Consider the following 18,753-nt stretch of genomic DNA (forward strand, 5'->3'; position numbering starts at 1 on the left):
GGCCTGCAATCAGTTATCAGAATGCAGCTGAGAGGTATGCGGTTGGGTCTGTGATGATGATAGCGATTGCTGGGAAGAAGACCGATATGCTTTTCCAAGCAGTTTGTTCCTGATTTGCAGGAAAGGCTTTTCTACAATCATACGCAGAAGAAAGGCCGACAGTATGCAGCTTATCGTACAGATAAAGAAAGAAAGTGTGCTGTCGGCTTCTATTCCGATATCAGTAAGTGCCATTTGTGTGAGGTGAATAACGCCTTTATGGGAAAGGTAAATAGCATATGACAAGGCAGCCAGTGTAGCTGTGAAGGATAGCTTATATTTATCGAGGAAACTGTTTTTACTGACAGCGCCGGCCACTATTGTACCGTAACCCAGGGCTATAAGCGGGAAGCCGAATACGGAAGCTGTAAAAGTAGTAGGGTTGTCCACAAAGGACCACCAGCAGGCCATAAGTATTAACAGTCCCGCAAGTAACATCATATTCCCCCTGGCTATCAGCTGCCGTTTTACATTAGGCAGGAACACAAATACAGCTGCCAGCGTTACACCGGTTAATAAGCCATCCAGACGCGTAAAGGTTGGATAATACATCCACATATACCACGTTACCCAATAGTGGTTTGTATCCTGCGCGGGAGAAACCAACTCAAACCAGCACCATATACGAATGGCAAACCCCGCCAGGAAGAGCGATGCGATGAGCCAAGGTCCCAGTTTAAGGGCCTTCCATCTTACCAGCATTATTAAGATGATTGGAAAGAGAAAATAAAACTGTTCTTCAATACAGAGCGACCAGGCGTGCGAGAATGTGCCGCGTTCTTTCAGGTTTAAACCGAGGTTCTGAGTAAAGGTCAGGAGCTTCCAGAGCGGTGGCAGTGCTTCCTTTTCACGGAAGACCGGCAACAGGAAGTAGAGCGACAATACGGCCAGGTAAGCGGGAATAATCCTGAAGAAACGCTTGATAAAGAAGGTACGGAAAGATAGGTGTTCGTGCCGGTCTATCTGTTCAAATAATTGTGAAGCGATCAGGAAACCACTTAGTACAAAGAATAGATCAACTCCCGTCCATCCGAAAGCTCCGATAGTATCAATCCATTCGGGATGTTGAAAGATGCGATAATGATACAGGAATACAAAGGTGATCGCGAAGGCGCGTAAATGATCTAATCCGGCAAGGTGTTTACCGGCGGATAATGGCTGTGACATGAAAGGAAGGGCTGCGGATTTTGGGCGGCAGAATATAAAATTAGCGCTGTAGCAGATATCCGTATGATATCCTTTATGAAAGGTTATAAAGCGGGGGATGCGGTCGGAGAACAGTAAGAGTGTGGTTCAGTGGTAACGGCATGTAATTTGTTTTATATCCGCGTATTCAAACCAGTTAATATGAAATCGAGACGACTATTAGCCGCGGTATTTGGATTATTGCTGGCAGGAGCAAGTTGCGTTCCGCCTCGTCATGGTCCTCCGCGTCCGCCAAAGCCACCAAGACCACCGAGGCCTCCGCATGGAGCGGTACAATTTACGATTCCGGACACCACTTTTCAGAGAGCCACTATGGCCTGAGCCGCGGTGTCCGGCTCTTTCTTTATTTTAGCTGTTTACCTTGTTGCTGTAGTTTTCTCAGTATAGCGTCCAGCTTTACCGGGTCGCCTACATAAGGAGACAGATCGAATAACTGCACCTTTCTGAAATCAACAGGATGACTCTCACTTTGCAGGGAGATAGATCCTTCTTTTAACAGCTTTCCTTCTACCAGCAGTTTGCTATCGGCGTCAGATACACTGCCTCCGCCTACCTGCGGTTTATTATACACGATCACGGTATCGTTGAACACGAAATGTTTGATCACGGAATCGCCTAATACCAGTGCGCCTGCCCTCACCCATTGTTCGCCATGATAAGTCTTGGAAGTGGAGGAGATACAATGGTCCTTTATCAGCTTACCATTCATGACAACATTGGTTCCCGGCGTACATAGGTTTGCGGTATTGCGTGGATCTTTACCATTTCCAGCCAGCAGCTGCTCTTCCAGGGAAATTGGAAAGTCCTGGTCTTTGCCCATGCTGGCAGCTGATTGTCCGTGCAGCATAATACCACTGTTACGTAGTGCCCATCCTGGTCCGCCAGCCACCTGTTCGCCCACAAAGCGATATTCAACCATTACGACATAGGCTGAATAGTTCTTATTATAGAAAATGTGACCATATTGCTCATTGAAATTGCTATACTGGTCATAACGTACTTTCAGTAGCCCGTCTTCCACCCGGAAGGTGTTCCCATAGTTTTCGTTCAATTGATGGCCTCTAATCTTGACATCCCATCCGGTAAGGTCTTTACCATTAAAAAGTTGTATCCAACCCTTATTCGCCTTCTTTTGCGCCATTCCAGTGAGTGAGAGCAGTAACAGCCCGCACGTGAATAGTTTTTTCATACGTCATTTAATTTATTGCCTTAAGATAGTCAGTAAATCGGACATATTACAGAACCAGGCCCCTCAGTTATGCGTTATTATGCAGCGAGGTGGGATTTATTGAGTTGGCATGTATTTAGGGATATTCAAGTCAAAGCATTATTATGAAACTCTTTACAACATTACTGCTCACACTTATCATATCGGGTTATACAGCAAAGAGCCAGCATGCCGACTGGAAAAGTGCATTGAAAAAAGAAATCAGTCAGCTGGAAGCGACAACTGACTTCAGCAAATGGCAGACAGGCGCGGCACAACTGTCAAAGCTGGCTGCTGCACATCCGGATGAATGGCTGTTACAATATTATACCGGATGGGCATATACCCAATCATCGTTCCGCGCACCTAAAGGGGAAGCTGAGCCAAGTACAGATAAGGCAGAACCTTATGTTAAGAAGGCGCTTGAGCTGCAGCCGGATAATACAGAAACCCTGACGTTAATGGCCTACTGGCTGTCGGCACGTATTAATGCTAATAATACAAGAGGCGTATCACTTGGCCCTGAAAGCCGTAATTACTCAGATAAGGCAATAGCTGCCGACAGCAGTAATCCAAGAGCCTATCTGATGAAAGCGCTTGTAATTTATCATACGCCGGGCATATTTGGCGGAGGTAAGAAGAAAGCAGCTCCTGTAGCTGAAGAGGCAGCAGAAAAGTTTACAGCATTTAAGCCGAAAGATGAATTGTCACCCAGATGGGGAGAAAACATCGCCAAGGAACTGGAAGAACAAATGAAGTAAGTAATCAATATCCTTCGGAAGATAAGACAAAAGGATGGGCAATTTTTTACGCAACTCCACAATAGACTGGCTTTATAACAAATTAATTATTAACACTTTATTAATCAAGCAAGATTTTAGCATTATCTGATATTAAAAACCCATTGTTTATGAATACATTCAGAAGTCTAAACGGACACGGCGAACCCCGCGCTACCAGGCTATACGAGCAGTCGAATATCCTGAACGTAAGCAAGCAGGGGCGTATCGCCTCTATTGTCGGTGGCGCTCTACTGGCAAATTCAGCAATCAACAATGTAACAAAGCATCCGATCAGGAGCCTGTTAAGACTGGTAGCCGGTGGTTACCTATTGTACAGGGGCATGTCAGGGAACTGTCCGTTATCCGCCTACGCTGGCAGAAGAACGAGTGACAGGCATAACAGTACTGTCAATGTGCGGGCTAAGTTTGTCGTAGAAAAGCCGCGAGACGAAGTATATCATTTCTGGCGCAGGTTGGAAAATCTGCCCCACTTTATGCGGCACTTGGCCTCTATTACAGAACACGACGATTACCATTCTCATTGGGTAGTTAAAGGCCCTGGAGGCATCGGGACCCTGGAATGGGATGCAGAGATCATTAAGGATGAAGCCGGTGCACTGATCGGCTGGCGCTCTGCCCCGGGTTCTAATGTTGCTACTGCAGGTAAGGTAACTTTCTCAGATGCGATCGGCGGAGGTACAGAGATAGAGGTAGTCATAGCGTACCGTCCACCGGCAGGTTATGTAGGTACAGGACTGGCGTGGTTACTGAACAGTGCTTTCCATAAAATGGTAGAAAAGGATGTAATGCGATTCAAGCATTATGTGGAAACAGGTGAGATTACTGCCTAACTGGCCCAATATTTGGAAAATCATTGTACACGTAATTATTACACCTTTAAAATCATAATTATGAGCACTGCGAAAATTTTATGTGGAGCATTGGCTGGTGTGGCTGCAGGAATGGCTATCGGATTATTGACTGCTCCTGATAGCGGTGAAGAAACCAGAAGGAAAATCAGAAGGTCTGCCCATCATCTACAGGGCCGGGTTAAGAAGATATTAGGGAAAGGTGCAGATGGACTGACTGAGTTAAAATATATTTTCGAGCATGAAGTGACTGGTCTGAAAGACGATGTGAGAACACGTATCCTCACATTGCTGGACGAGTCCATCGAGACATTCAACAGCTTCAAAAAAGAAGCGAAAGAATCTGTGTAACTGACAACGGATGACCAGCAATAAAAGAAAAAGGCGGTGCAGCTTATAGCTTGTCACCGCCTCTTTTTTTGTCAGGTTGGTTAATATCTGTCATCAGGACTTCTCAGCGAGCAGGCCATCTACCAGCGTATTGAACTCCTTCTTAAAATGCTCATAATGTTCTCCTGTACCAGGCCCGGAGAAGCCAGAATGTACCTCTCTTACATTTCCCTTCTTATCAACAAAGATTGTGGTTGGGAATGCCTTTATTTTGGTAATCTGTGGTAATGTTTTCTCTGTCCTTTCAGGATCAGATACAGTTACGCCAGTGATCAGTACCGGATAATCCACATTGAATCTTTTCAGGAAGCCCTGCAGGCTTTTCTGTGATTTGGCAAAATCAGTAGTGCGCTCGTATGCCAGCCCTATCACCTCTACCCCACGTGCTTTGTTCTCTTTGTACCAATCTGCCAGAAAACCTGTTTCGTCCATACAGTTAGGACACCAGGACCCCATAATGGTGATCACTACGACCTTATTAGCAAATCGCTTATCCTTGAAGCTTACCTTTTTACCATTGATGTCTTTAAAACTGAAATCCAGGCGGCCACTGCCCGCTTTGGCAGATGCAAGGGCAGTTTCATCCGGCAATACGGCTTTGTCGTCTTTAACAGCAGTCCAGTTTTCCTTACCATCTCCGATACCTGCATAGAATACACCATTTTCCAGGGCATTGCCTTTCACCAGGGCCGTAAAGTAATAGGCATGAGAACCATCAAATGTGGAAAGTTTCAGTGTATCTCCGTCTACAACACCTTCCAGGAAACGATAGTCACCGGTAGATGTGAGAAAGGTGCCATGTACAATATTACCCTGTTGTTTAAATTCCCCGATCGCATAGGAAGAATCACTCTTGCCCGGTGCTGTAAACCAGGTAGACCAGCGGCCTGACACATTGCCGTTTGCAGGCGCATGTTGTGTAAAACGTTGTTTTACATTGTGTGCAGCAGAGAATGGGATACTGACATCTCTGTCTGCCAGGTGACGTATCCAGTTACCCTCCAGACGGCCTGCCTTACTGAAGGCAGCCCGAAATTCTGAGTCGAAGAAAGGCATTCTGATGAATACAGAGTCTCCCTGGACCTTTACATCATCGACCAGGAGGCGCTCGTTCGCATTAAGCACATAGATAAGTTTCTTACGGGCGCTGTCTTTCACTTCAAAATTAAAAACGATATCCGCGCCGTCTTTCCTGTGCAGGCTGGCTTGCCATACACCAGGTTCAAGATCCCACTTTTCAAGCTGCGTACCGAAGATGAATGCCGGAAGGCATAATAAAAGCCAAAATTTCTTCATATTATAGTTTGCGTACCTATTTTACGTCTTATTTATCCTACAATATTAGTAGAGTATACTGAAGATAACAAAAGTTTATTTGATTAATTTTTCTATCAGCTCGACCCTACGTCCATCCGGATCCTTTACCACAGCGGCATATCCCCATTCAGTACTGGCAGGTGCCTGTACTGTTTCAATGCCCATTTCCTCCAGGCATTGCAGCGTTGCATTCAGGCTTTCTATAGTAAAACCCAGCCGGGTGGTGGTATCAGGTTCATGCTCAGTTGCGGGCAAGGGATAAATTTCAAAGGTCAGTCCTCCTATTATGGCGCTGTAGTGATAAGGCCCGTTACCATGCCGGTGATGGTTGAAGGTTAACCCCAGGGTAGTGTAAAATCTTACCTGATCGTCCTGTCTGTTGGTTCTGATAACTACGAGATTTAATTGTGTCATACTTCCTGTGAAAATTAGCAATCAGCGATTATCTGTCAGTAATAGGGAATTTGCAATACGGGGACGTCAATGCTAATGAATCCCTGATTACCAATTGGTAATTCATAGTTTTTAATTGTCTGCTGTCTAAAGTAAAAAACATATTCAGTAAATACAAACTCTGCCAACATAGAAGTACCTTTGAGCGTGCGTGTAAACTGAATTTTGATATCGTTATCAGGCGTTTAAAGCAAGATCATGAAAAAGTATAGGTTAGCCTTTTCTATTATCGGCACTATTTCTCCTCGGATGGCTGCCAAAACCTTCCTTCATTTCTTCAGCAAACCTCCCAGGAGGACCTTCCGCCATCACCATCTGACGCTCAGACAATCAGCTGCAGAAAGTAATACACCGCTGACAGCATATGCTTTCAGCAAGCAACAGATCAATGTAAAAACTTACAGCTGGGGCAACAGTGGACCAAGAATATTATTATTACATGGCTGGGGTGGCAGCGCTCTCGACTTCGGACATATGGTCAACACTCTTGTGGACAATGGTTACCAGGTAATTTCTTTTGACCAGCCGGCACATGGATTCTCTACCGGCAAAAACAGTAACATGATCCAATGGATGCATGTGATACGCGCCATCCTGGAAAAATACCCTGGTATATATGGTATTATCGGACATTCTTTCGGAGGCCTGGCAGCGACGCTGACATTAGCCAGGGAACAGGTATATGTTCCGAAACTGATCATTATTGCAGCCTCCATCTCTGCTCCTGCTATCTTCGATGAAGCCTATGATCTGATGCAACTGGACAACAAAGTGCGTAAAGTTATTCCTGGTATTGTACGCGAGAAGCTGAAAGACGATATTGCCACAATGGATATGCATCAACAGTTCAGGCAAGTAAAGACCAACAGGATGCTCTTTATCTATGATGAGAATGATGAAATCATTTCTCCGAAACAGTCAGCCTACTTTCTGGAACAGCATCCGGAAGTAGAAGGCTTTGCCATCCGGGGGGAAGGTCATTACAAAATCATTCGTGATCAGCAGGTATTGGATAAGATCGTTAACTACCTGCAGGAAAAATAAAGACTGGCATCACTATTCAATCCAGATAAGTACAACGCTGCATCCCAAAAACTTTTTCTAATTTCCTGTCACGTTTTGATTGACTGACCTGTCATATTATCGTAAACACTTTCATTACATCAAAAACGATTAATATGACACAGAGAATCACTTTCCAGGAAGTACCACAGGAACTTATGAGTTCAATGATGCGTATCGGCGCTTATCTGAAAACATCAGATATTGATCAAAAGCTGTTATCCTTGCTGTATTACCGGGCATCACAGATTAATGGCTGTGCATTCTGTCTTGATATGCATCATAAGGAATCTATTGCGCACGGCGATACCCATCAGCGCCTGCATGGTGTAATTGCCTGGAGAGAAACCCCTTACTTTGATGATAGAGAGCGTGCCGCCCTGGCCTTTACAGAAGCGCTGACAAATGCAAATCAGCAGGACATTGACGATAATATATACAATGCACTGACGGAGTTTTTCACTACCGAGGAGATTGCCACGCTCACTATTGCTATTGCTACCGTCAATACCTGGAACAGGCTGAATAAAACATTTAAGACAGTACCAGGCCACTACAAAGTAGGGCAGTTTGCCTAAAGAAACCTTCTTATTTTAGCAACGATCATCTGGATAAACTATGTTAAAAGATTATCAATACACACTGTTTCCGTACGCGTATAATATTCTTGGTTCTGCAGAAGATGCAAAAGATACTATACAGGATGTACTGTCTAATTATATTGCCGCCAATAAAAAAGGAATAGAGAATGAAAAAGCATACCTGGTACGCAGTGTGATCAACCAGTCGATCAATGCCAAAAATAAGCGCAGAACGGTTAATTATGAAGATGTATGGTTACCGGAACCGGTGGCCACAGAAGAAGCAGATAAAGCGCTGCACCTGCGGGATATCGGTTCCTATACAATGCTGATACTGATGGAAGAACTAAATCCCAAAGAAAGGGCGGTTTTTATTCTCAAGGAAGGTTTCGGGTATTCTCACGAAGAGATTGCAGATGTACTTGCCGGCAGTATCGAGCAATCACGCAAGCTGCTCAGCCGTGCAAAGGCAAAACTTGACCAGCGGAAACAAGGTATGCCGCTTAATAACAGAACCGTATCTGCCGCCCTGCTGGACCAGTATCTGCATGCCATACGAAAAGGCGACACAGAAAGACTGGAACATATGCTATCAAAAGACATTGTATTCTATGCAGATGGCGGAGGTAAGGTGAATGTAGCGAAGAAGATCTGTACCGGTCTGCAGGATGTGACAGCACTGATACTGATGGTATACAACAAATATCAGCAGAACTTTACTTTCAGGTTTACTATGATCAATCACCAGCCGGCACTGCTGTTTTATATGGAGAAGCAATTGTATGGTGTACAGGTGTTCACCATTTCGGAAGAGGATAACAAGATATCACAGATATCTACAGTGCTGGATCCGGATAAACTGAAGTCATTCAGGAACCAGTAATCAGCAGCAGGAATCAGGAGTTGGCAGCTTATCAACCTTACCGCTATTAATATGCGCGATCAGGCAATGGCATACTTCCTGATTCCTGCTTACCAGCTGTTTATAGTCTTGCGCCAAATAGCATACTACCTATTCTGACCATGGTACTACCTTCTTCCAGCGCAATGGTATAATCACCACTCATACCAACTGACAGCTCAGTAAAGGCGTTAGTATCCGCAAAGAAACGTTGTTTCAGACTTTGCTGTAATGTATGGAGGTGACGAAATTCAGTCCTTACCTGCTCCATATCATCGGTGTTGGTAGCCATTCCCATTAAACCGGCTATTTCTATATTAGCGAAGCGGGCGGCTTGCTGCTGATGTGATTCCAGGAGCGCTATCAGCTCTTCATCACTCAGACCGAATTTCGTTTCTTCCTTTGCAATATGTACCTGTAGCAGGCAACGGATAACGCGGTTATGCTTAGCCGCCTGTTTGCTGATCTCTTCCAGTAATTTAATACTATCGACTGCATGCACCATGCTGACAAAAGGCGCTATATATTTGACTTTGTTGGACTGAAGATGCCCGATGAAATGCCATTCTATATCTGCCGGCAGCAACGCCTGCTTCTCCTGCAACTCCTGTACATAGTTCTCTCCGAAGATACGCTGACCGGCATTATACAATGCCTTAATATCTGACGGGGGTTTAATCTTCGACACGGCCACTAGCTTTGCGTTATACGGCAATAGCTGTTCGTTGATCCTGTTGTATGCTGATAAATTGACTGACATGCTGCAAAAGTATTGTAATCAGCTACGAATTACAAATCCGCGATGATGCTTGTCATCCCTTAAAAAGACACATCCCGGATGAGCATGTCAACCGGGATGTATATGATTGTTCTGGTGCAGATCGTTATCCTAAAATAGATCTTCCTATTACGATGCGTTGCACCTCGCTGGTGCCCTCATAGATCTGTGTGATCTTGGCATCGCGCATCAGGCGTTCTACATGATATTCTTTCACATACCCATAACCGCCGTGTACCTGTACAGCTTCAGTAGTTACCCACATGGCAGTCTCTGAAGCAAATACTTTTGCCATAGAGCCGCTTAGGGTATAATCCAGATGTAAATCTTTTTCTCTTGCAGCTTTCAGGCATAACAAGCGGGAGGCTTCTATTCTGGTTGCCATATCAGCCAATTTAAACTGGATGGCCTGATGCTGACTGATCTCTTTCCCGAAGGCTTTCCTTTCTTTGGCGTATTTCAATGACAGTTCATACGCGCCACTGGCTATACCCAATGCCTGAGAAGCAATACCTATACGGCCGCCACCTAGTGTTTTCATGGCAAATTTGAACCCGAAGCCATCTTCTCCTATCCTGTTTTCCTTCGGCACTTTTACATCCTGGAACATGATGCTGTGCGTATCGCTGCCGCGGATACCCATCTTGTTCTCTTTAGCGCCTACTACCACGCCAGGAGAGTTTTTTTCTACAATCAGGGCGTTGATACCTTTGCTACCCTTGTCAGGATGCGTCTGTGCAATAACCAGGTATACGCTGGCGCTACTACCATTGGTGATCCAGTTCTTGGTGCCATTAACCAGGTAGTGGTCACCTTTATCTTCTGCCAGGGTACGCTGTGATGTAGCATCAGAACCTGCTTCCGGTTCACTCAGCAGAAAAGCGCCTGTAATTTCTCCCTTTGCCAGGGGAACAAGATATTTCTGTTTCTGCTCTTCTGTGCCGAAAGTTTCCAGTCCCCAGCATACCAGGGAGTTATTCACACTCATACATACCGAGGTGGATGCGTCTATCTTGGAAATCTCTTCCATGGCCAGTACATAAGAAACGGTGTCCAATCCGGCACCGCCATATTTCGGATCTACCATCATGCCCAGGAAACCGAGTTCGCCCAGCTTTTTAATCTGTTCTGCAGGGTATTGTTGTTTTTCGTCACGCTCTATAACGCCGGGAAGTAGTTCATTTACGGCAAAATCACGTGCCGCCTTCTGTATCATGAGGTGTTCTTCAGTAAGTTGAAAATCCATGGAATCTTGTTTTACTGGGTTTTGTTAACTTATCAGTTTTTCAAATCTATTTTTTAATACCCATCTAAAAAAATACTGCCTTTAAAATTCATGGTTATCCATCATTATCAGCAAAACATTAAAGATTATTTGAAGATACACGGTCCTTATTGCAATTGTTTTATCGTTTACCGCAAGTGAATATACGCCTCGACAATAGGGTTTGAAAACCATTCTGTTAAAATCGTGTAGCTTGGTAGCAAGGATAACTTTCTTTTATGAAAAATATCAAGATCATTGAGGTGAAGTCGGAAATTGGAGCAGGTACCCGTGGCGCGAGCCTGGGTATAGAAGCCATCAAAATAGCTGCACTGGATTTTATGAGCAATTTTTTTGTACACTTCCCTACCGAATCCATAGAAACAGAGAATAAGCTGCTGTTTGAGCCGATCGAATCTCCTTATGCCAAACGAATCAAGGGCACCCTGGCGCTGTATGAAAGGATCAGCAAAAGCATTTCTGAAACTGTTAAAGCAAACTGGTTTCCAGTGGTACTATCCGGCGACCATAGCACTGCCGGCGCTACTATTGCCGGATTGAAGATGGCGCGCCCGAAAGCTAAACTAGGCGCTATCTGGATTGATGCCCATGCCGACCTGCATACTCCTTTTACCACTCCCTCCGGCAATATGCATGGTATGCCGGTAGCAATATCTATCGCAGAAGATAACCTGGAATGCAAAGTCCATGAAGTCGATGACAATACTATCAAAACATGGGAAGCACTGAAAAACCTCGGAGGTATTGCGCCTAAAATATTACCGGAAGATATTGTATTCATCTCCCTGCGGGACTATGAGAAGGAAGAAGAACACCTGATTAAGTCCTACGGAATGAAAGTAATCTCTACCAACGAGGTACGCCGTAAAGGCCCTGAGCAGATTGCCCGTTCTGTATTCCGCTACCTGAGCGACTGTGAGTATATCTATGTATCTTTTGATGTGGACAGCCTGGATTCATCTATTTCCAAAGGTACCGGCACTCCGGTAACTAATGGACTGCGGGAACGCGAGGTAGAAGACCTGATCTCTAAATTCATGCAGCACAGGAAAGTGTGCTGTTTTGAGATTACAGAGGTGAATCCGACGCTGGATAAAGAAAACCTGATGGCAGAAATAGCCTTCAATATCTTACAACGAAGCGTTAACGTATTGCTGCTCAACTAATAATAAAGCGTTAAGCATGAAAGTCGGTGCCGTTATTTGCGGCTGACCCACCATTCATGCTTAACGCTTTTATCTCCACTCCTGCTTACGGATTGTTCACCATCTTGATCAGGTTAGCAATCAGCCCGGTCCAGCCTGTCTGGTGTGCTGCACCCAGTCCTTTTCCATTATCTCCGTGGAAGTATTCATGGAATTGTATTAACCCCTCAAAGTAAGGGTCAGTCTGCAACTTTTCATTATCTCCATGCACTGCTCTCCGGCCGTTCTCATCTTTCAGGAAGATTTTCAGCAGGCGTTCAGCCAGTTTTGTACCGACCTCTTTCAGGGAGTAGTACTGACCACTACGGGTAGGATATTCAATCCTGAAATCATCTGAATAGAAGAAATGGAACTTGCGCAGACTTTCTATCATCAGGAAGTTCATCTGCAGCCATACCGGACCTCTCCAGTTGGAGTTACCGCCGTAGGTATAGCTATCGCTCTCTCCTGGCAGATAGGTTACGCTCAGTTCAATACCGTCCTTGCGGAATATGAAAGGCGTTTTCTCATAGGTCTTGGACAGGGAACGCACCCCGTATTCACCCAGAAACTCTGCTTCATCCAGCATTCTGCTGAGCAGGCGTTTCATACGATGACCACGCAGGAGGCTGAGCAGATGCTTGTTACCCTGGCCTTCCTCATTCCAGCGGGATACCAGCTGTGCCAGATCCGGCCTGTGACGCAGGAACCAGGACATACGTTTCTCAAAAGCAGGATTATTCTTTAACGTCTCAGTAGATATCACTTCTACGGCAAAGAGCGGTATCAGTCCAACCATACTTCTCAGGCGAAGGCGTTCCACATGATTGTCAGGCATACGAATCTGGTCATAGTAGAACTCGTCTTTTTCATCCCATAGTCCGTTCTCCACGTCTCCCATACTGGCCATTGCACCGGCGATATAGAGGAAGTGCTCAAAGAACTTGGTGGCCATTCCTGTATATACCTTATTATAGCTGGCCAGTTCCAGGGCAATATGCAGCATATTAAGCGCATATATTGCCATCCAGCTGGTGGCATCTGCCTGTTCCTGCCTTACTCCGCTTGGCAATGGCATACTGCGGTCAAAGGCTCCTACGTTATCCAGGCCGAGGAACCCACCTTCAAATATATTGCTGCCGTTACTGTCTTTCCGGTTCACCCACCAGGTAAAGTTGATCATCAGTTTATGGAAGACTGTTTCCAGGAACTCATAGTCTTTCCTGCCACTAATAGCAGCATCCTGTTTGAATACTCTGTAGGTAGCGCCGGCATGTACCGGAGGATTTACATCACCGAAGGCCCATTCGTATGCAGGAAACTCACCGGAAGGGTTCATATACCATTCTTCGGTCAGCAGCCGTAACTGCTGCTTGGCAAAGTCAGGATCCACCATAGCCAGGGTAACGCAATGAAATGCCAGATCCCAGGCTGCATACCAGGGAAATTCCCATTTATCGGGTACGGAGATGATATCTTCGTTATTCAGCTGTTTCCAGTTCTTGTTACGCCCATTTAATCTTTCCTGTGGCGGTGGCGGACCAGCAGGATCGCCATCCAGCCATTGCTGTACCTTATAGCAATAGAACTGCTTATTCCACAGCATGCCGGAAAGCGCCTGCCGCTGTACCAGTCGCTGGTCGGCATCTTCAACGCCTTCCTGTACATCGCTGTAGAAGGCATCTGCCTCTTCCAGGCGGGCATGAAATATCTCATCAAAGTCAGCAAAAGGCGCTTTCAGTTCTTTGTCTGTAAGACGCAGACGTATAGTAGCAAGACTTTTTGCAGGCACAAAGAGGTTGTAGTGTACTGCTGCTTTTGTACCCTTTTTTTCCGGATTGACAGTATTGGTTTCATGTACCACATAGTCATGGATACCATCTTTTGGGTAAAGGGTATTACTGTCTACGTCATAAAGACGGCGGTTATTGGTTTCATTTTCACAGTATACGATCTCTCCACCACCTTCCTGGTAAAGGTATTTTACCGCTAATTTCTCATGCGAGATACGTATAGCGCTGTCACTTTCTTCCCAAAGGGCAGGTTTGTAAGGATGTCTGCCCCAGACCCAGGTATTGCGGAACCAGATGCTAGGCAGCAGGTGAAGGTCTGCAGCTTCATTGCCACGATTATGGGCGGTGATACTGATAAGGATATCATCAGTATCTCCTTTTGCATACTCTACAAAAACGTCAAAGTATTTGTCATCATTGAAAATACCGGTATCAATCAGTTCAAATTCCCCCTCCTGTTTACTTCTGCGGGCATTTTCATCGATGAGCCGCTGGTAAGGAAATTCGCGCTGTGGATATTTATACAGCATCTTCATATAAGAGTGAGTGGGCGTCGCGTCGAGATAGTAATATAACTCTTTCACATCTTCCCCATGATTGCCCTGCGCGTTGGTGAGGCCAAAGAAGCGCTCTTTAATAATCGGGTCTTTACCGTTCCACAGTCCGAGAGAAAAACATAACAACTGCTTATCATCAGAGATACCGGCAATACCTTCTTCACCCCATCTCCAGGCTTTACTGCGGGCCATATCGTGTGTGGTGTAATCCCATGAGTTGCCGTCAGCGCTATAGTCTTCTCTGACAGTTCCCCATTGGCGGTCACTCACGTAAGAGCCCCATTTCTTCCATCCGTTCTGCTGTAATCTTTGTTGTTCCTTATTCATATTGTTATCTGATCTTAAAATAAGCGATTAGCCAGCCCACAACTTCACTGTAGCTGCGGATGCCCTTTTCCTGATTGTTAGCTTTTAGATATTGATCATAAATAATTGATGTGTAATCATCGACAGGGCTGCGGTACCTGTCGTAAAAGTCCCTGATCTGCCGCACATCTGCGCGGATTCCCGGTACAGCTTTTCTCCATAGTTCACCTGCAAGCGTAGTATCCTGGCGTCGCAACTGTCTGACACTATACATAAACATCTCAAAGTTAGCTGCATATCTGAAATGAACGTCAGGAGAATTACTGGCCACAAGATAGCCCACAAAGTTGGCTTCTTCCTCAGGAGCATATCCCAGTTGATGCGCCACTTCGTGACAGATGGTGAACGGATGTACGAAGCCAGGTGTTGTTACATTGACATGCGCTTCGCCGGTAAAAGGATTCAGATACCCGCCTACGCCCATGTAATTTAACCAGTGTCCGTACAACGAAGGTTTGATACAGGGATGTTTATATCGCAAGCCCGGCCATTTGGTCGCCGCCAGTTCATAAGCAGCTACCGCCTGTCTGAACATAACTGCGCTGTCAGCCCCTGGATGGGTAGCGTTAATAGTGTCTCCCAGCGCGGTTTTATATTGATTTACCTGTTGCAACAATGTATCGGAAAGCCGGTATAATTGTTCGGTAGTATAGTTATTCACTTTCAGTGACAGATCTTTCTCGAGAGAGTTACGGTCGTAGTTATATCCCCAGCATATCATAAATATCAGGTAGACAATCAATAAGCCTTCTATACCACCAATTAGTTGTATTCCCACGGATTTCCATTGCCTTTTTATAATTTTATAACATATCTTTAACAGATAAATGACAAGACTTATAATCCAGGCGGTATAAATTACGTCACCTATACTGAACGGTACTTTCCCCAGTACCTGACGGAATATTAAACTGATCCAAACGTATAACCTATGAAAATAAAACTCAGCAAACCTATGGCTGAATGCGAAGAGCATATGCAGCACCAGCAAGCAGACTACGGTGATCAGTATACTAATGATATTGCCCTTTACCTTTTTTCTAAAATCCATATCAACCTGCTAAAGAATGACCGATGAAATATTAATGGGTGAGCTGACATCTGCACTTTCCTGTCAGTCGGGAATGAAAATACACATTAATTACGCAGAAAAAATACCCGGTGGAGATATAAATGAACATTTTAAGTTGAATACAGACAGTGGTCTGCTGTTTCTTAAAATGAATGATGCCCACAATTATCCGGACATGTTCGAGAGAGAGTTTATGAGTCTGGAGACATTGTATGCTACCAATACCTTATCAGTGCCACGCCCACTGGCTTCGGGCGTTTCAGGTGGCAAGGTGTTCCTGATAACTGAGTTTATGGAAAAAGGCGGTGCTAATCCTGATTTCTGGGAGAACTTTGCCGCTAACCTTTCCCGTATGCACCGGCATACGCAGCCACACTTCGGCCTACCACAGGCAAATTACATAGGTACCATCAAACAATATAATACACCTTACAGCAGCTGGTCTGTATTTTATGCGTTCAATCGCCTGCAGCCGCTGACCAAAGAAGCATACGACCGTCAGGTAATTGATAAACAGATGGTCACACAGATGGAAAACCTGTGGAAGCACCTGCCACAGATATTTCCTGAAGAGCGGCCGTCATTGCTACATGGCGACTTCTGGTCAGGCAATTACATGGTAGGGCGTGATGGCAAAGCATGTGTGTATGACCCTGCCGTTTATTATGGCAACAGGGAAATGGACCTGGCAACTGCGAGGCTCTTCGGCGGCTTTGACACCCGTTTCTTCTTTACTTATCAGAGCATGTATCCGCTGGCCGAAAACTGGCAGCAACGTATAGGGATATGTCAGCTGTACCCTTTGCTGGTACACCTGTTATTGTTTGGAGGAAGCTATTATACAAGCGTAAGAGACATCCTGGATAGCTTTAATTAGGCGAAAGATTTAAGAACTTTCTTTCATGCGCTCATATTCCTGTTCTATAATGGGGTAGAACTTCTCCAGATCTTTGGATATATCCGCAAATACAGCATCCACTTCTTCCGGTGGTATGCGCTTATTGCTGTTCAAAGTGTTTTCCAGCTGCTGCATATTGCTGGTGATCCAGGTAAGGCCCACCATAGCAAAGTTAGGTTTCAGTTTATGAACCTGGAATTTGAGGTGTTCCCAGTCCCGGTTTTCCACGAGTTTTCTGATCTTCACAACTTCTTCCCTGATTGTTTTGAGAAAGATCTCAAAAAGATCAGCAGCATACGAGATGTTATTTTCGTATAAAGTATTGAGGTACTTTACATCCAGCTCGTGATGAAATTCAAATCCTGAAATATTTGTGGACTCTTCCATTATTAATTCTGTTTCGTCATCATTCAGGTATTTATTCAGTACCTGCAATAATTGGTCTGGTGTATAAGGTTTCGTTAAAATATCCGTGATACCTGCCTGTCTTGCCTGGGTAAACGTGCTCTCCATGGCGAGGGCGGTAGTGGCTACCAGTGGCGTAGCTACATTGGGTTTCGTCTCATCCTGTCTGATTTTGCAGGCCAGTTCAAGACCATTCAGACCAGGAATACGAATATCGAGTAAAATCAGATCATATAAACGAGAATCCAGAAAATAGAGTGCATCCGGCCCGTTAGTTGCCAGCTGATGCTGAATATTATATTTTTCCAGCAGGCTGATAATGTACCTCAGATTCATGGGGTTATCTTCAATTACCAATACCTTGGCGGTAGAGAAGTTAGGTAGCCTTTTCATATATCCTGGCCTTGTGTTTGAAACAAAGGGCTTACGGGTATCAATAAAGGGCAGCGTAAAGGAAAAACAGGTGCTGAATCCGTCAGCTTCTTCTACCTTAATGGATCCTCCCTGCAATTCCACCAACTGTTTGGATATGGCTAAACCCAGGCCGGTACCTCCATAAATTTCTCTAATCTCCTGTTCCGCCTGTTTATAGTTCTGGAAAATCAGTTCAAGTTTATCTTTCTGAATACCAATACCAGTATCGCATACCTGAAAGGTGACCCACCTCTTATCTTCCTGCCACGAATCCAGCTTCACATTAATGGCTATCCTCCCCTCCCGGGTAAATTTCTCTGCATTACCTAACAAGTTCATAAGTATTTGGTTCAGCAACATATCATCTCCCACGAGCCGGGTCTGTAATTGCGGATCTATGGAAGCGGATATAACAACCGGCCGGTTACCCATTTTCAGTTCAAAGGTATGCCTGAGCGACTGTACCAGTTCAGTAAGATTGAACTCCCGCTGGTTGACCTGCAACTCGCCGGCTTCAATCTTTGACAGGTCCAGAATATCAGAGATCAGGCCCATAAGGATGCCTGAGGAATGTTTGAGTATATTAATATAATCCCGCTGTTTGGTGTCCAGATTAGTCTCTTCCAGCAGATGCGCCATGCCAACGATCACATTCAGGGGTGTGCGGATTTCATGGCTCATACTGGCCAGAAATTCCTTCTGAGCGCCCCTGGCCTCTTCTGCCTGCCTGCGGGCAAGCTCCATCTGGGAACGGGGCATTTTATGGCGGGATACGTCTACTATCTGCCAGACGCTGCCCATAAATTGCCCGTTTTCTATGAGCGGATTATAGCTGACTTCGTAAATACGTCCATCCCGAAGTATGATCTCCCATCCGAAGAAAGGCTTCTTCTTCTGACGTAATTCTCTCATTTTCAGCGCAAACTCCTGCGCATGCTGGACCATTCGACTGAAAAAAGTGATAATGGAGGAATAAGACATCCCGAAGATGAGACGTACATCGGCACCCGCATTTTGTTCAAATATATGGTTGACCCATATAACGCGGTGATTTCCATCCGTTAAAAGTACGCCCGCGTTACTGTTTTGTAACAATACACTAACTGGAAGGGAAAATATAGCAGGATTGTCCGCAGATAAACTACGGGCTATGGGATGATTTCTCGTACCTTTGATCCGGGCTTTGGCCATTCT

Annotated in this window: 19 protein-coding genes; 10 read left to right on the forward strand and 9 right to left on the reverse strand. The window is 45.1% G+C overall.

The features are described 5' to 3' along the window. Positions 1-9: 9 nt before the first annotated feature. Complete coding sequence (locus tag K1Y79_RS11235) at positions 10-1,206, reverse strand: acyltransferase family protein (RefSeq protein ID WP_220250109.1); 1,197 nt, start codon at positions 1,204-1,206, stop codon at positions 10-12. Between the two features lie 180 nt (positions 1,207-1,386). Between K1Y79_RS11235 and K1Y79_RS11240 the strand changes: the two genes are divergently transcribed. Continuing rightward, positions 1,387-1,566: a hypothetical protein gene (locus K1Y79_RS11240; protein WP_220250110.1), complete on the forward strand. Its 180-nt coding sequence runs from the start codon at positions 1,387-1,389 to the stop codon at positions 1,564-1,566. A gap of 22 nt (positions 1,567-1,588) precedes the next feature. Here the strand turns inward: K1Y79_RS11240 and K1Y79_RS11245 are convergent, their stop codons facing one another. Continuing rightward, positions 1,589-2,434, reverse strand: coding sequence for a 3-keto-disaccharide hydrolase (locus K1Y79_RS11245; protein ID WP_220250111.1), 846 nt, complete (start codon positions 2,432-2,434; stop codon positions 1,589-1,591). A 143-nt stretch (positions 2,435-2,577) separates the two neighbouring features. Between K1Y79_RS11245 and K1Y79_RS11250 the strand changes: the two genes are divergently transcribed. The 3 genes from K1Y79_RS11250 (at position 2,578) to K1Y79_RS11260 (ending at position 4,454) form a co-directional block, all read left to right on the forward strand. Beyond that, a complete protein-coding gene (locus tag K1Y79_RS11250) occupies positions 2,578-3,213 on the forward strand; it encodes a tetratricopeptide repeat protein (RefSeq protein WP_220250112.1) in 636 nt (211 codons plus the stop codon). A 149-nt stretch (positions 3,214-3,362) separates the two neighbouring features. Next, complete coding sequence (locus K1Y79_RS11255) at positions 3,363-4,085, forward strand: SRPBCC family protein (protein WP_220250113.1); 723 nt, start codon at positions 3,363-3,365, stop codon at positions 4,083-4,085. A gap of 60 nt (positions 4,086-4,145) precedes the next feature. Continuing rightward, entirely contained in the window at positions 4,146-4,454 is a 309-nt protein-coding gene (locus K1Y79_RS11260) for a YtxH domain-containing protein (protein ID WP_220250114.1), read from the forward strand. Between the two features lie 93 nt (positions 4,455-4,547). Here the strand turns inward: K1Y79_RS11260 and K1Y79_RS11265 are convergent, their stop codons facing one another. Together K1Y79_RS11265 and K1Y79_RS11270 are read right to left on the reverse strand one after the other, a co-directional pair. Further along, a complete protein-coding gene (locus tag K1Y79_RS11265; protein WP_220250115.1) occupies positions 4,548-5,789 on the reverse strand; it encodes a peroxiredoxin family protein in 1,242 nt (413 codons plus the stop codon). A 75-nt stretch (positions 5,790-5,864) separates the two neighbouring features. Further along, positions 5,865-6,224, reverse strand: a complete 360-nt coding sequence (locus tag K1Y79_RS11270) for a VOC family protein (protein ID WP_220250116.1) — start codon at positions 6,222-6,224, stop codon at positions 5,865-5,867. A 237-nt stretch (positions 6,225-6,461) separates the two neighbouring features. Here K1Y79_RS11270 and K1Y79_RS11275 point away from each other — a divergent pair, with 237 nt between their 5' ends. From K1Y79_RS11275 to K1Y79_RS11285, 3 genes are all read left to right on the forward strand, one after another. Further along, positions 6,462-7,307 (forward strand): alpha/beta fold hydrolase, encoded by an 846-nt coding sequence (locus K1Y79_RS11275; protein ID WP_220250117.1) that lies wholly within the window; start codon positions 6,462-6,464, stop codon positions 7,305-7,307. Between the two features lie 134 nt (positions 7,308-7,441). Further along, the gene (locus tag K1Y79_RS11280) at positions 7,442-7,903 is read left to right on the forward strand and encodes a carboxymuconolactone decarboxylase family protein (protein WP_220250118.1); all 462 of its coding nucleotides are present in this window, start codon (positions 7,442-7,444) and stop codon (positions 7,901-7,903) included. Between the two features lie 40 nt (positions 7,904-7,943). Continuing rightward, positions 7,944-8,789 carry a sigma-70 family RNA polymerase sigma factor gene (locus K1Y79_RS11285; protein ID WP_220250119.1) on the forward strand — a complete coding sequence of 282 codons (846 nt, stop codon included), beginning with the start codon at positions 7,944-7,946 and terminating at the stop codon, positions 8,787-8,789. Between the two features lie 100 nt (positions 8,790-8,889). On the opposite strand, the gene K1Y79_RS11290 is transcribed toward K1Y79_RS11285, so the two are convergent. Further along, positions 8,890-9,567 (reverse strand): YggS family pyridoxal phosphate-dependent enzyme, encoded by a 678-nt coding sequence (locus tag K1Y79_RS11290; RefSeq protein WP_220250120.1) that lies wholly within the window; start codon positions 9,565-9,567, stop codon positions 8,890-8,892. 124 nt (positions 9,568-9,691) lie between these two features. Continuing rightward, positions 9,692-10,831 carry an acyl-CoA dehydrogenase gene (locus K1Y79_RS11295; RefSeq protein WP_220250121.1) on the reverse strand — a complete coding sequence of 380 codons (1,140 nt, stop codon included), beginning with the start codon at positions 10,829-10,831 and terminating at the stop codon, positions 9,692-9,694. Positions 10,832-11,088: 257 nt separating this feature from the next. Here K1Y79_RS11295 and K1Y79_RS11300 point away from each other — a divergent pair, with 257 nt between their 5' ends. Then, positions 11,089-12,036 carry an arginase gene (locus K1Y79_RS11300; protein ID WP_220250122.1) on the forward strand — a complete coding sequence of 316 codons (948 nt, stop codon included), beginning with the start codon at positions 11,089-11,091 and terminating at the stop codon, positions 12,034-12,036. 85 nt (positions 12,037-12,121) lie between these two features. Here the strand turns inward: K1Y79_RS11300 and K1Y79_RS11305 are convergent, their stop codons facing one another. Both K1Y79_RS11305 and K1Y79_RS11310 read right to left on the reverse strand, forming a co-directional pair. Further along, complete coding sequence (locus K1Y79_RS11305) at positions 12,122-14,731, reverse strand: MGH1-like glycoside hydrolase domain-containing protein (protein ID WP_220250123.1); 2,610 nt, start codon at positions 14,729-14,731, stop codon at positions 12,122-12,124. Positions 14,732-14,735: 4 nt separating this feature from the next. Further along, a complete protein-coding gene (locus K1Y79_RS11310; RefSeq protein WP_236059612.1) occupies positions 14,736-15,746 on the reverse strand; it encodes a DUF3810 domain-containing protein in 1,011 nt (336 codons plus the stop codon). Between K1Y79_RS11310 and K1Y79_RS29120 the strand changes: the two genes are divergently transcribed. Both K1Y79_RS29120 and K1Y79_RS11315 read left to right on the forward strand, forming a co-directional pair. Beyond that, complete coding sequence (locus tag K1Y79_RS29120; protein WP_236059628.1) at positions 15,702-15,848, forward strand: hypothetical protein; 147 nt, start codon at positions 15,702-15,704, stop codon at positions 15,846-15,848. The two genes, K1Y79_RS11310 and K1Y79_RS29120, sit on opposite strands and share 45 nt — an antisense overlap. Next, positions 15,838-16,719: a fructosamine kinase family protein gene (locus tag K1Y79_RS11315; RefSeq protein WP_220250125.1), complete on the forward strand. Its 882-nt coding sequence runs from the start codon at positions 15,838-15,840 to the stop codon at positions 16,717-16,719. The genes K1Y79_RS29120 and K1Y79_RS11315 overlap by 11 nt, the downstream gene beginning before the upstream one ends. 9 nt (positions 16,720-16,728) lie before the next feature. Here the strand turns inward: K1Y79_RS11315 and K1Y79_RS11320 are convergent, their stop codons facing one another. Further along, a complete protein-coding gene (locus K1Y79_RS11320) occupies positions 16,729-18,750 on the reverse strand; it encodes an ATP-binding protein (RefSeq protein ID WP_220250126.1) in 2,022 nt (673 codons plus the stop codon). Positions 18,751-18,753 lie beyond the last annotated feature (3 nt).

Origin of the sequence: Chitinophaga rhizophila, from assembly GCF_019492185.1 — a bacterium.
GTDB lineage: Bacteria > Bacteroidota > Bacteroidia > Chitinophagales > Chitinophagaceae > Chitinophaga > Chitinophaga rhizophila.

Excerpts from the sequence above, each read along its gene's own strand:
- K1Y79_RS11250 (WP_220250112.1), top strand. The coding sequence starts at position 2,578 with ATGAAACTCTTTACAACATTACTGCTCACACTTATCATATCGGGTTAT.
- K1Y79_RS11305 (WP_220250123.1), bottom strand. The coding sequence starts at position 14,731 with ATGAATAAGGAACAACAAAGATTACAGCAGAACGGATGGAAGAAATGG.
- K1Y79_RS11240 (WP_220250110.1), top strand. The coding sequence starts at position 1,387 with ATGAAATCGAGACGACTATTAGCCGCGGTATTTGGATTATTGCTGGCA.
- K1Y79_RS11310 (WP_236059612.1), bottom strand. The coding sequence starts at position 15,746 with ATGCTCTTCGCATTCAGCCATAGGTTTGCTGAGTTTTATTTTCATAGG.
- K1Y79_RS11315 (WP_220250125.1), top strand. The coding sequence starts at position 15,838 with ATGACCGATGAAATATTAATGGGTGAGCTGACATCTGCACTTTCCTGT.
- K1Y79_RS11295 (WP_220250121.1), bottom strand. The coding sequence starts at position 10,831 with ATGGATTTTCAACTTACTGAAGAACACCTCATGATACAGAAGGCGGCA.
- K1Y79_RS11320 (WP_220250126.1), bottom strand. The coding sequence starts at position 18,750 with ATGGCCAAAGCCCGGATCAAAGGTACGAGAAATCATCCCATAGCCCGT.
- K1Y79_RS11255 (WP_220250113.1), top strand. The coding sequence starts at position 3,363 with ATGAATACATTCAGAAGTCTAAACGGACACGGCGAACCCCGCGCTACC.
- K1Y79_RS11235 (WP_220250109.1), bottom strand. The coding sequence starts at position 1,206 with ATGTCACAGCCATTATCCGCCGGTAAACACCTTGCCGGATTAGATCAT.
- K1Y79_RS11265 (WP_220250115.1), bottom strand. The coding sequence starts at position 5,789 with ATGAAGAAATTTTGGCTTTTATTATGCCTTCCGGCATTCATCTTCGGT.
- K1Y79_RS29120 (WP_236059628.1), top strand. The coding sequence starts at position 15,702 with ATGAAAATAAAACTCAGCAAACCTATGGCTGAATGCGAAGAGCATATG.
- K1Y79_RS11290 (WP_220250120.1), bottom strand. The coding sequence starts at position 9,567 with ATGTCAGTCAATTTATCAGCATACAACAGGATCAACGAACAGCTATTG.
- K1Y79_RS11270 (WP_220250116.1), bottom strand. The coding sequence starts at position 6,224 with ATGACACAATTAAATCTCGTAGTTATCAGAACCAACAGACAGGACGAT.
- K1Y79_RS11280 (WP_220250118.1), top strand. The coding sequence starts at position 7,442 with ATGACACAGAGAATCACTTTCCAGGAAGTACCACAGGAACTTATGAGT.
- K1Y79_RS11260 (WP_220250114.1), top strand. The coding sequence starts at position 4,146 with ATGAGCACTGCGAAAATTTTATGTGGAGCATTGGCTGGTGTGGCTGCA.
- K1Y79_RS11275 (WP_220250117.1), top strand. The coding sequence starts at position 6,462 with ATGAAAAAGTATAGGTTAGCCTTTTCTATTATCGGCACTATTTCTCCT.
- K1Y79_RS11285 (WP_220250119.1), top strand. The coding sequence starts at position 7,944 with ATGTTAAAAGATTATCAATACACACTGTTTCCGTACGCGTATAATATT.
- K1Y79_RS11300 (WP_220250122.1), top strand. The coding sequence starts at position 11,089 with ATGAAAAATATCAAGATCATTGAGGTGAAGTCGGAAATTGGAGCAGGT.
- K1Y79_RS11245 (WP_220250111.1), bottom strand. The coding sequence starts at position 2,434 with ATGAAAAAACTATTCACGTGCGGGCTGTTACTGCTCTCACTCACTGGA.